11 protein-coding genes are annotated in these 10759 nt (G+C 67.9%); 9 read left to right on the forward strand and 2 right to left on the reverse strand.

The features are described 5' to 3' along the window. The 5 genes from NBW84_RS11700 to NBW84_RS11720 form a co-directional block, all read left to right on the forward strand. Window positions 1-989 (forward strand): NAD(P)/FAD-dependent oxidoreductase (locus tag NBW84_RS11700; RefSeq protein WP_250284474.1); only part of this gene is annotated, 989 nt, incomplete at its 5' end. Window positions 990-1040: 51 nt separating this feature from the next. Then, window positions 1041-1904 carry a formyltransferase family protein gene (locus tag NBW84_RS11705; protein ID WP_250284475.1) on the forward strand — a complete coding sequence of 288 codons (864 nt, stop codon included), beginning with the start codon at window positions 1041-1043 and terminating at the stop codon, window positions 1902-1904. 80 nt (window positions 1905-1984) lie between these two features. Beyond that, window positions 1985-3037, forward strand: a complete 1053-nt coding sequence (locus NBW84_RS11710; RefSeq protein ID WP_250284477.1) for a DMT family transporter — start codon at window positions 1985-1987, stop codon at window positions 3035-3037. Beyond that, the gene (locus tag NBW84_RS11715) at window positions 2968-3294 is read left to right on the forward strand and encodes a hypothetical protein (protein ID WP_250284479.1); all 327 of its coding nucleotides are present in this window, start codon (window positions 2968-2970) and stop codon (window positions 3292-3294) included. Before NBW84_RS11710 ends, NBW84_RS11715 begins: the two co-directional genes overlap by 70 nt. A 14-nt stretch (window positions 3295-3308) precedes the next feature. Then, complete coding sequence (locus NBW84_RS11720; RefSeq protein ID WP_250284481.1) at window positions 3309-3584, forward strand: helix-turn-helix domain-containing protein; 276 nt, start codon at window positions 3309-3311, stop codon at window positions 3582-3584. A gap of 172 nt (window positions 3585-3756) precedes the next feature. On the opposite strand, the gene NBW84_RS11725 is transcribed toward NBW84_RS11720, so the two are convergent. Beyond that, complete coding sequence (locus NBW84_RS11725; protein WP_250284483.1) at window positions 3757-4734, reverse strand: transposase; 978 nt, start codon at window positions 4732-4734, stop codon at window positions 3757-3759. Between the two features lie 50 nt (window positions 4735-4784). On the opposite strand from NBW84_RS11725, the gene NBW84_RS11730 reads away from it, so the two are divergent. After that, window positions 4785-5357 (forward strand): hypothetical protein, encoded by a 573-nt coding sequence (locus NBW84_RS11730; RefSeq protein WP_250284486.1) that lies wholly within the window; start codon window positions 4785-4787, stop codon window positions 5355-5357. A 293-nt stretch (window positions 5358-5650) separates the two neighbouring features. On the opposite strand, the gene NBW84_RS11735 is transcribed toward NBW84_RS11730, so the two are convergent. Further along, window positions 5651-8338 (reverse strand): LuxR C-terminal-related transcriptional regulator, encoded by a 2688-nt coding sequence (locus tag NBW84_RS11735; protein ID WP_250284488.1) that lies wholly within the window; start codon window positions 8336-8338, stop codon window positions 5651-5653. 160 nt (window positions 8339-8498) lie between these two features. Here NBW84_RS11735 and NBW84_RS11740 point away from each other — a divergent pair, with 160 nt between their 5' ends. The 3 genes from NBW84_RS11740 (at window position 8499) to NBW84_RS11750 (ending at window position 10731) form a co-directional block, all read left to right on the forward strand. Next, entirely contained in the window at window positions 8499-8729 is a 231-nt protein-coding gene (locus NBW84_RS11740; RefSeq protein WP_250284490.1) for a hypothetical protein, read from the forward strand. A 231-nt stretch (window positions 8730-8960) separates the two neighbouring features. Further along, a complete protein-coding gene (locus tag NBW84_RS11745) occupies window positions 8961-9890 on the forward strand; it encodes a hypothetical protein (protein WP_250284492.1) in 930 nt (309 codons plus the stop codon). Window positions 9891-10119: 229 nt separating this feature from the next. Then, on the forward strand, window positions 10120-10731 hold the full coding sequence (locus NBW84_RS11750) for a hypothetical protein (protein ID WP_250284493.1): 612 nt from the start codon (window positions 10120-10122) through the stop codon (window positions 10729-10731). Window positions 10732-10759: the final 28 nt, after the last annotated feature.

Here is a 10759-nt window from a genome sequence, read left to right on the forward strand (position 1 = left end):
AATCCTATGGGGACGCCGACCATTTCGCTGCTGGGGTCCGTAGGCAGCGCGACGCGGGCGCGTTGCTGGACGTCTACGTCTCGGACCGCGTGCGAACGGAGTTCCCTGCGCTGGCCGAGGCCGCGCCGGATGCCTACGCGGGCGGCGTGCTGGTGCGCGGGTTCACCCTGAACGTGCACGATTTCATCGCCCGGTTACTGGACAGGTTGGAGGCTGCCGGAGTGCGGCTGGGGTTCGATGAGCAGGTGGACACCATGCTGCACGATCGCGCCAATCGGGTGGCTGGGGTACTCACCGCGCGCGGCAACTTCCACCGCGCCCACCACTACGTGGTGTCCCCGGGCGTGCATGGCGAGGATCTTCTAGCCAAGACCGAGTCCGCTGGACAGATCCACGGCGTCCTCGGTTGCTGGCTGACCGTGCCGAATCTCCGACCGCGACTTGAACACTCGCTCAAGGTTGCCCGCCGCGGGCACATCGCCGAGGACGCTAATGTCACCGTCGCCCGCGACGAGCACGGCGCTGAAGTACTAATGTTCGGCTCTGGCTACGGCTATACCGGCGCGGACCTGACCAACATCGACCGCGCTGAGCTGGCTGCGATTCACGCCGCGATCGCAGACACGGCACGACGGTTGTTCCCCCGAGCATACGCCGCAGCCGACATCACCCCCGGTGATCCTGACGCGCGGTTCTGCGTGCGCCCGTGGACTGCATCCAACCTGGGCCTGTTCGAGACGCTGCCCGCTGCGAACGGAGCGTTCGTCGTCACGGGCGGGCACAACACCGGCGGGTTCGCGCAGGCTCCGGTCATCGCCGAAGCCGTGCTGGACGCCTTGGCCAGACGCCCGCACCCGATGCACATGCTGTACCACCCGCGGCGGTCCCGCCACGTCTTCAGCGACCTTCCAGCGGCGTCCCCCGCTTCAACCGAGGCCCGCCCACCGAGGGCAGTCCCCGCCTGGGAGCAGGCGCAGCCGGTCATCTGACCGCGATCCCGTTCGCATGTTCCCCAGTTTGACAAGGATTCGGACACTCTGATGGGTATCGTTCGCGACGGCGACACCGTCCGCTTCGACTCCGACCACCCGCATCTGCGCGTCGTCCTGCTGATCTGCGACGACCCGCAGCATAGCTACCTGCGCCGTCTGGTCGGCACCCGGCTGAACCTGCTTGCCACGATCGTCGAATCCGGCGCAGACCAGCAGCGGCGACTGTGGCGGCATCACCGCTACCGGGATGCGCTTTACCGCGCCTACCAGGGCAGACGGCAAAAGCTGACGGGTCGGGCGCGGTACCGCCGGGAGTATTTCGGGGCCTTGTGTGCCGATCTGCCCGAACCGGACACGCCTGCGCACCGGGTCGCCAACGTCAACAGCCCAGAGGTGCGGGAACTCGTTGCCGGGCTGCGCCCGGACCTCACTGTGGTGTGCGGTACCGGCGTGCTCGGCCGGAAACTGATTGGGACCGTACCCGGACTGATGGTCAACATCCACACCGGATGGCTGCCGGAGTACAAGGGCAACCACTGCATCTACTTCGCCTACCGCGCGGCCGACTGGGACCGCATCGGCGCGACGGTGCATGTGCTGACCCCGGCGCTGGACTCCGGCGCGGTGCTGGACACCACCGTCCCGCCGATGTTCCCCCACGACAACGACGAGCACCTGTACTCGCGGTCGGTGCACTACGGCGTGCTGCGCACCATCGAACTCGCGGAGCGATTGGAACGCGGCGAGACGATATCGCTGCGCAAGCAGCCCGACCGCGGCACCACCTACCGGCATCGAGACCGCACCCCTCTGCCGGAACTCGCGCTGTGGCTGCGGCGGATCAGCGGTCGGCACCCAGTGCCGCTGCGGGCGGCGGCACCGCCCGCAGCCAACGTCCCCACCCCGACTTGAACCGGCGCCGCTCCCACTCCGGCGACAGGACCGAATTCGTCGGCACGACAGGGGCATCCCGCGCCCGAGAGGAAGGAATCGTGACTTCATCGTGCCAACACACCGGACCGTCGACGGCGGCTGGGACGGCGCGCACGTCCTGGGGGGGCTATGGGCTGGCGCTGGTGGCCGTGGTGATCTGGGCCGGGAACTTCGTCGTCGCACGGGGGCTGCGCGACGAGGTCTCCCCGGTCGCCCTGTCATTCTGGCGTTGGGCGATCGCGAGCGTCGTGCTGGTGCCCTTCGTGGCCCGCGCGCCCCGGGCCCAGTGGTGGCTGGCCCGCGCCCATCTCGGATACCTGTGCCTGACCGGATTCCTCGGGGTCACCGCGTTCAACACGCTGGTCTACGTCGCGGGTCGTACCACGTCGGCGACCAACCTGGCGCTGCTGGCAGTGGCCGCGCCGGTGTTCATCGTGCTGCTCGCGCGCGTGTTGGACGACACGCCGATCACCTGGATGCGGCTGGTGGGCATGATCGTCGCGCTGGTCGGGGTAGTGGTACTGATTACTGACGGGTCGCTGACCGGTCTGCGGTTCCACTCCGGTGACCTGTGGATGCTGCTGAGCACGTTGACGTTCGCCTGCTACTCGGTGCTGGTGCGACGCAAGCCGCCGCAGCTGCGGAGTTCAGTGTTCCTGGCCAGCGTGTTCGGCGCCGGCACGGCGTTTCTGCTGCCGCTGTACCTCGGGGACGTGCTGCTGGCGGACGGCCGGATGTCCCTGGACGGCCCGGTGTTGTGGTCGCTGCTGTACATCGGAGTGCTGTCCTCGGCGGTGGCCTTCACGGCGTGGAACCGGTCAATCGCCGTCATCGGCGCCTCGCGTGCGGGGTTCATCTACTACCTCGAACCGGTCGCCACCGCGTTGGTGGCGTGGCCGGTGCTGGGGGAGCGCGTGGCATGGGTGCAGGGCGTAGCGATGCTGCTGATCGTGTGCGGCGTGTTCGTCAGCAACCAGGGCCCGACGATCGGTACCACCACCAGGGGCACGACGGTGACGAATGGCGGGGAAAGTGAGCGTACATGTGCGGACTGTTCGGGATCGCCGGGACCGCCCCTGCGGAGCTCGATCCAGGGGCGAACGCCCGGCTGACCTGGGCACTGGGGCTGGCGTCCCAGGAACGCGGCGTCCACGGCGCCGGTGTGGCGTGTCTGTTCACCAGCTCGGCCACCCCCGAGGTGACCCCCACCGACCCGGCCGCCGTCGCCAACCTGAGCACGTCGCGGCTGCGGATCGTCAAGACCACGGGAGCATTCGAGACCATGCCATCGGCCACTCCGCCGGGTAATAGTGCTGGGTTCCTCAAGGCCGGGGTAGATCGGGCGAACCGGGGTATCAGCTCGCTTTGACCAGGGAGCACGTCATGCCCGCCTTCCTCTCCGCACGGCCACCCCGGAACCCGGCCGAGGAGAAAAAGATCCGTCAGCTGGCGGGTGCCCGGCACGCCCCGGCCGACTGGATCCTGCGTGCCAGGATCATCGCGGTCAGCTGGGCCGGCCAGCGCACCACACAGATCGCCACCGAACTGGAGTGTCATCCCAAGACGGTGCGGCGGTGGCTGCACCGGTTCAACCTGTCTTCCGCACGTGCGTGCGGTGAGACAGGTACGTGGTTTCTTGTTCGGATCACGTCTGGATGACCGTGATCTGTAGTGGCGGGTCTAGGACTGTTCGTGGCTGTGTCGGTCGCGATGGACTACGGGCCACCGAGCGTGGAGAAGCCGCTCGGCGCGCTCCCCGTCGTGCGTGACTACCTGGCCCGCCTCGATGTCGCGGGCACGATCGACCGGCTCGCCCCGATGCGTGACAAGGTCAACCGGGCCACCCACGGCGAGGTGATCGCCGCGCTGGTCGCCAACCGGCCGACCTCGCCGACACCGCTGCTGCACGTCGAACGGTGGGCACCTCACACCGCGCGTCGCGGTCGTAGGGGGAGGCCAAGCGACGATGCCCAGGCGGGACACCCTGCTTGTCGGCGTCCCGCTTCACGATCACCTCCCGTCCCCGGCTGTCGGTGGACAGGTAGTAGGTCTGCACCAGCATCTCGCGCAGGAACGCCACCGCGGGGATCTCGGGCAGCCAGCCGGGTGCGGTGGGCGTGCTCACCGCCCGGCACAACGCGAGCGCGTCTTGGCCGAACACCACCGTGAGGCGGTCCCGGGCCGTCGTCGACGACGGCATCGTCCACCCGTTGACACGCTCGCCGTAGCGGTGCGCCAACTCGTCGATGTCCAGGGTGTCGGCCAGCCAGTCCGGGGCCGCGACCGCGAGGGCCTCCAACGCCGCCCGCACACTCTCCCCGGCGAGTTCGGTCCGGTTCAGGTCCCGCACCGCGCTGATCACATGGGTGGAATCGGTGCGCGCCCGGCCACCGGCGCTGATCAGGCCCTGGTCACGGCAGATCTGCAGGAGCCGGTCGAAGACCACCCGTTCCAGGCCGTGGCCGGCCAGCCGGGCCCGGAACCGGGACAGCACGGTCGCGTCGAACCCGGTGTCAGTCAGCTCCGCGCCGAGGGCGTACTTCCAGTCGATCGCGCGGACCGCCATCGCCGCGGCCTGCCGGTCGGTCAGGTTCTCGGTGAACTGCAGCACCGTGACCAGCGACAACACCGCCGGCGGCAGACCCGGCGCTCCCCGCCGGCCGAACGCCGGGGTGAACGACTCGTCGACGAACACCTCGGCGAGGCGGTCCCGTAGCCGCATCGCCAACGTTCCCCGCGGGAACGCCGCCCGCGCGACCGCCACCGTCTGCGCCGGGATCTCCGGCAGCCCCTTCGGCTGCAACGACATGTGCCCTACCTCCCGCGGCCCATGAGGCGACCCGGACCGCACAGGAGATCATGCCGCACCCACGACACCCAGCCGAATTAAGCAGCAGAGTCACCCGCTACCTCAAAGCCACCACCAGCACCGACCCGGACACCGGGAAACCGGCCCCGACCTGGCACTTCGACCAGGCCGCCCTCGACGCTGAGGCCGCCACCGACGGCTGGTACGCCCTGCTGACCAACCTGGCACCCGATATCGGCCCGGCCGAGGCCCTCGCCCGCTACAAAGGCCAGGAAGTCGTCGAACGCCGCTACGGCGCGTTCAAGGGGCCGCTCGCGGTCGCGCCGATGTTCCTGCACTCCGACCAGCGGATCCACGCCCTCATCCACGTGATCTGCCTGGCCCTGCTCATCTTCTGCCTGGTCGAACGCCAAGCCCGCCTCGGCGCCGGCCCCGACGGGAAGATCCCCGGCCTCTACGCCGGTCGGCCCGCCCGCCCCACCGGAGCACTGCTCTTCAGCACACCGAGCAGGCTGCGCCTCGTGCCCGCCCGGGGCGACCAAGCCGCCTGCATCCCCCGCCCATCGGCTTTGCACCAGCACCTGCTCACCATTCTCGGCGTCGACCCGACCCGACCACCTTGATCGGAAACCGGGCCGGTCAAGGCATCGAAATCCCATGTGCGGAAGACGGGGCTAGACGGTGCCACTACCGTCGTGGCTACGTGAAGGGAGAAACGCGGTGTCTCAGCATGCTGTCCGCCACACCTCGGTCGTCAACGTCTGCGTCGTGCTGCGCCGGCCTGACGGGATGGTCCTGCTCGCAGCGCGGGCGTTGCGATCCGCGAGATGATCTCGGCAATGTGGAGAGGATCGCTGCGGTTTCCCTGGCAGGACCGGGCGTCGGCCGGGCCGGACTACCTCTGCGAAGATCGCGTTCATTCCGGCAGCGGACGGTTCGGTGCTGGTCCGAAGATCTCGCGAAGCCTGTGGCGATCGTTGATGCCGATCTTTGCGAAGATCCGGCCCATGTGGCTCTCGACGGTACGCTCGGACAATTCGAGTTGCCCCGCGATCTGCAGATTGCTCAGCCCGCCGGCCGCGAGCGTCGCGACATGGCGCTCTCGCGGTGTCAGGTTGAGTGTCCGTGCCCGGAGTACGGCGGGGGACGGGCTTCCGTCGATGTGCTCGGCCAGCAGGGATGCCCGCGCGTGGGCGACGGCGGCGTCCTGGGGGCGCCCCGTGGCTTCGAGGATGGCTGCGGCCTGGCCGGTCGCGTCAGCGGCGAAGGGCCACAAGTTGGCGGCCGCCCATCGATCGGACACCGCGCGGAGGCTGTCGGCGTCGGCGGCCGCGAGCGCGGCGGCGTGTTCGAGGGCGATCTGAGCGAATGGTCCCTCGACTCTGCCGATGACCTCGATCGCGTCGGGCGGTAGCACCACGTTCAAGCGGGTCAGTTCGTGCCAGGCATGCGCGGCGACGACATAGGCGCCGCGTTCTGCCGCAGAGCGTGCAAAGGCCTCGGCTGCCTGGGCTGCGTCGTCGGTCCTCCCGCCTTGGATGACGAGGCGGATCGCGGCGAACCGGTGGGCGTAATCATGGATACCCCACGACTGCTCGGCCAGGCCTTCCGATTCGTCGAGGGCTGCCGCGGCCGCCGCATGGTTGCCCAACTGGCTGTGGCAGTGCGCGAGTTCGCCGAGCGCCGAGCCGCGCACATCCTGCGAACGCGCCACCATGTCACGGGCGACGACGAGGGCATCCGCGTAGCGGCCCTGCAACCGCGACGACCAGCACTCGACAAGGCCGAGCACGCCCTCGGCCACCGGCCAGTCGCCGGACGGGGCCAACGCCGACCAGGCGGCGAGTTCGCTGTCGGCGTCGGCCGGACGGCCGGCGACCACATCGGCGACGGCGATCGTCATGACCAGGAACGGGGCGAGGCTGGGTCGCGCGTCACGCCAGCCCTGCCACTCGGACAGTGTCTGCTGGGCCAGTTGGACGCCCTGCGTAAGGGAGCCGGCATGGACGAGCATCCAGGCCGCGACCGTCTGCAGGTGTGCTCGCGGACCGGGAAGCAGCTGCCGGTCCCGCTGTTCCAGATGCCTCAGCGCCAGATCACGGGCATCGTGGACGCGCCCGGCGAAGCCCCAGAGCGCAGTACGCCCGCACACCATCTCATCCAGCGCCGCCTGAACCTCCTCTCCGTCCGCACCGCGTGGCACAGGCTCGGCCGACAGGGCCGCCTCCTCCTCGTCCAGCCGTGCTTCGGCCGCGGCGAGCTTTCCCAGCCCGACGCCGAGCTCGAATGCCTCCGCGTATACCGCTGCGGCGCGTTCCAGCGGCGATCGAGCCTGCAGAAAGGCGCTGCGCGCGACTTCGATCGCGCTGTGCCACTGCCCGGAGGAGGCGAGGATGAGCGACATATCGACTGCGGTCGAAGCATCCGCGCCCGCGGCAAGGGCAGCCCGAGCCAGGCGGTTCGCGGCCTGGAAGTCGTACAGCGCGAACGCCTGCCGTGCCGCACCGGCGAGTGTGGCCGCGTGGCCGGGCAGGTCGCCGTCCATCTGCCAAAGTGCGACGCGCAGCAGGTCGCCGCGGCGTCGAGCACCGAGGGTCTGGACGGCATCTGCCAGCTCGCGGGACATCCGGCCCATCCGCGTGACCGGCATGGCCTTCCGGAGGACGGTCGCATACAGCGGGTGTTGGAGCCGGGCTTCCAGCCGGTGGTCGTTCCGCTCGACGCGGATCAGTCGCGCGGCCTCCGCCTCTTCGACTGCGGCGGCCGAGGTCAGCGCGACGAGGACGGTGACGCCGATCGGCTCCGACAGCGCCAGGTACTCCAAGACTGTGACGGCTTCGGCTTCGGCTTCGGCTCCGGCACGCTCGAACCTGCCCGACAACGTGTCGATCGCCGAGTTTCCCAACAAGGGCTGACCGCTCCACACCCACACGCCGTCGTGCTGTCCGAGCGTACCAGCGACCTTCCCCGCCGTGATCAGCGCTTCCAGTAACACGAGATTCCCACCGGTAATGGAGCGGAGCTCCGAGACCGTACGGGCGTGCACCGGCCCGCCGAGAACCCGTTGCAGCAGGTCCCTGACATTGGGATCGCCCAAGGGGGCTAGATCGTGACGGACCAGGACCCGGTCCCGCCACAGATCCTTGACCTCGTCGTCGGCGGGCTCGTCGACGTTGACCGTCGCAAGGATGTGGATCCGGGGTTTGCCCGCGACCAGGTGCAGGGCGGCGGCTGACTGCGGGTCGAGGAACTGCAAGTCGTCGACGACCAGCACGAGCCGCCCGTCACCAGTCAGTGACTCGGCATACCGCCGGATCCGTTCAGCCTCCCATTTCGGCGTGTTGTGCGGCCCCCGCCGTGACGACCCGGCTGGGTAGATCGCGTCGAGGACCTCGAACGACATCCGATGCAGAATCCGCGTCGGGTGCATCCTGACGGTCACAAAATGCGGCGGCAAGGCGCAGACGGCCTCGTCCACCAGCCTGGTCTTCCCCACCCCGGACGTCCCGGCCACGATCAGCCCCGGGCTTGCGCTGCGCTTCAGCGTCGCGACGATCTCGCGCACTTGGTCCGCGCGCCCGATGAACGGCCAGGCAAGCGTCATGGCCGGATGCTATCCGCAGCGGCCGCATCCCGACCAGTGTCGCAGAGTTCTTCAATACGTACTCCAGTACGCAAAGGCCGCGGAGTTCGCGCCTAGGTACCGGACGGCCGACCATCGCCGACAGTAGCTTCGAAATGACGCATCGATCGAAGGAGCGGCTATGGCGGCAGTGATCCAATGCGACACCTGCGGCACCGTCGGGCCCGAGCTCAAGATCAAGGGCTGTCCCCACTGCGGCAGGCACATCTGTCAGGACTGCGGCCGCGCCGCGGTGGGCCAGGTTCCGAACATCGGAACGGTCAAAAGAGTCTTGCTGCTGCTCGTCGGGGTCTGCCCGAGTTGCCGTGACCCCGACGCTCCGCTCGTCTCGGTCGTGCTGTCGAGCTGGTGAGGCCCAGCATGGCCGCGTCTCAGGTAGCCAAAGCAGCCAAGTCGAGCATCCGGCCGGCGGGCACACGGCGATTGGGAATCGAATTCCACGGTCACCCCGCAGCACGCGCCGTGAAAGCGCGTGCCTACCACGGCATGCACGAACCAGAAGAGGAGAAAGCGAGTGAAGACTCCACCGAGGGCGGCCCATCGATGTCGGAACAGATCCTTCGTTCTCCGCGTTGCAGCACTGGTGGTCGTCAACGCCACTTTCCTTGCTGCGTGCGGAAAATCCGCAGTGCCGTCCCCAGTCCACAGCGATAGCGGCGCCAGCTCGGCCGGGCTGGCATCAACAATCAGCCATTCTGGTGGCCCGTCCGGCACGAATGTTCCGTCCACTAGGTCGGCCGCCTCAGTAACGACTGACAGTGATGCGTCGGCGAGCATACCGTCGAGCCTGGTCGGCGACTGGGCGATCGTCGGCTCCGGCGTCACCGGGCATGGCGCGGCGAACGAGTACTCCTTCACCGCTGACGGCAAGGTCATTCATACTCTCACCAACGACCTCTTCAACAGCCAATGCTCCGGCACTGTCTCCGTTGCCGGCGACACGCTGCGATTCCACTTCACAAGTGCGAACTGCCAGGGCGGAGACGCCGTGAAATGGTCCGTTCGCGGTTCACTGCTAACCCTCGGCGGGAACCGTTACACAAAGAGCGGTGCTCCGCTGCTGGCTGCGGACTGCGCGACTGGCTTGTGGAGCCTTGAGGACGCCGGCTCCTGGTACGAGGAGGATCCCATGTCGGTCTGGGATCGCAGCGCTACCGGCACCGTCACCGTCCAGGCCCACGACGGAGCCACCCGCACGGTTGAACTCCGTCCGGACGGTACGGGCAGTGACAAGTTCGACGCGAGGCTCCTCGGTTACGGCGACGACCACCGGCTATACGAGATCTACGAGTCTGGGAACATCTCGTTCCGCTACTCGATCAGCGGCAGCACACTCACGTACTCGTCCGTGAGTGGCGCGATCTCGGTGATGCTCGCGCTGGATGGCTCTCATGGCAGCCCGAAGCAGGCCAGCCTCTCAAAGCTCGACCCCGAAAACATCGACTGCTCAGCAGAGGAGATGACCTACCAGGACACCGGGTCCAACGTACTGTTCGTCAGGAATCAGGGCTAGCAGTCACACGTATCTCCACCATATGTCCTTTGTTCCCTGGTTCGAGCGTTGGCACCGTGCAGCTGTCAGCCCCGCTGTCGCAGAACCAACCCGACTGCACCATGGTCGGCCTGGGCCTCTCCGCCACCGACTACAACATCTGATGGCTACGAAAGACGAAGACCACGCGCACCCGCACCCGCAGACCCGGCCGCGGCCAGCATGTGGACTACCGATGGGAAGGATTTCGATGTCCGACTACCAGTACGAACAAGCACGCGACGATCAGCGTCGTCTTGACGAGCAACGTGAGAACACACGGATCTTCGACCAGGTGACGCAAAGACAGCTCGACGATGCCCGTTCGGCACGGGAGCGTGACGACGCTTTGTCGGGCGGAAGCACGGTTCGCGGCACGCTCCCGTCGTTCCCGGTGGTGTACCCCGGAGGGAGGCCATCGCGGTCTACTTGGCGCCGAGAGAACCGGCCGCTGACCCGCGACATCACCAAGACGATGAAGGACCTGAGGGCGCTCGCAAGCGGCACATCTCCACCTAGCTGGTGGAAGCGCAACCATGTCACTGGATGGCTGGCGGCGGCCGCCGCAGCCATTGTCGCGGTCGCGGCTCTAGCGGAGGACCAAAAGCAGCGTGAGGCCGAGGCGACCTCCGGCCAGGCCGCGTACGACGAGTCGGACCATGACGAGACGGAGTACGTAAGGACCCGTGCGATCGCAGCGGAGCACGAATCGAGACTCGCCGCCGAGTGGGAATACGGAAAGGCATATGCGGCAGCCGAGGACGAAGCAAGCCCGCTCCCGGCACCTCCGCTTTCTTCAGGGGACGTGCCCCCGGCCTCGTAGGCCACTGCCCTAAGCTTGTCGTTTAACT

The organism is Protofrankia sp. CiP1_Cm_nod2 (assembly GCF_920664355.1).
Classification (GTDB): Bacteria; Actinomycetota; Actinomycetes; order Frankiales; family Frankiaceae; genus Protofrankia.

Excerpts from the sequence above, each read along its gene's own strand:
- NBW84_RS11705 (WP_250284475.1), top strand. The coding sequence starts at position 1,041 with ATGGGTATCGTTCGCGACGGCGACACCGTCCGCTTCGACTCCGACCAC.
- NBW84_RS11715 (WP_250284479.1), top strand. The coding sequence starts at position 2,968 with ATGTGCGGACTGTTCGGGATCGCCGGGACCGCCCCTGCGGAGCTCGAT.
- NBW84_RS11720 (WP_250284481.1), top strand. The coding sequence starts at position 3,309 with ATGCCCGCCTTCCTCTCCGCACGGCCACCCCGGAACCCGGCCGAGGAG.
- NBW84_RS11725 (WP_250284483.1), bottom strand. The coding sequence starts at position 4,734 with ATGTCGTTGCAGCCGAAGGGGCTGCCGGAGATCCCGGCGCAGACGGTG.
- NBW84_RS11730 (WP_250284486.1), top strand. The coding sequence starts at position 4,785 with ATGCCGCACCCACGACACCCAGCCGAATTAAGCAGCAGAGTCACCCGC.
- NBW84_RS11735 (WP_250284488.1), bottom strand. The coding sequence starts at position 8,338 with ATGACGCTTGCCTGGCCGTTCATCGGGCGCGCGGACCAAGTGCGCGAG.
- NBW84_RS11740 (WP_250284490.1), top strand. The coding sequence starts at position 8,499 with ATGGCGGCAGTGATCCAATGCGACACCTGCGGCACCGTCGGGCCCGAG.
- NBW84_RS11750 (WP_250284493.1), top strand. The coding sequence starts at position 10,120 with ATGTCCGACTACCAGTACGAACAAGCACGCGACGATCAGCGTCGTCTT.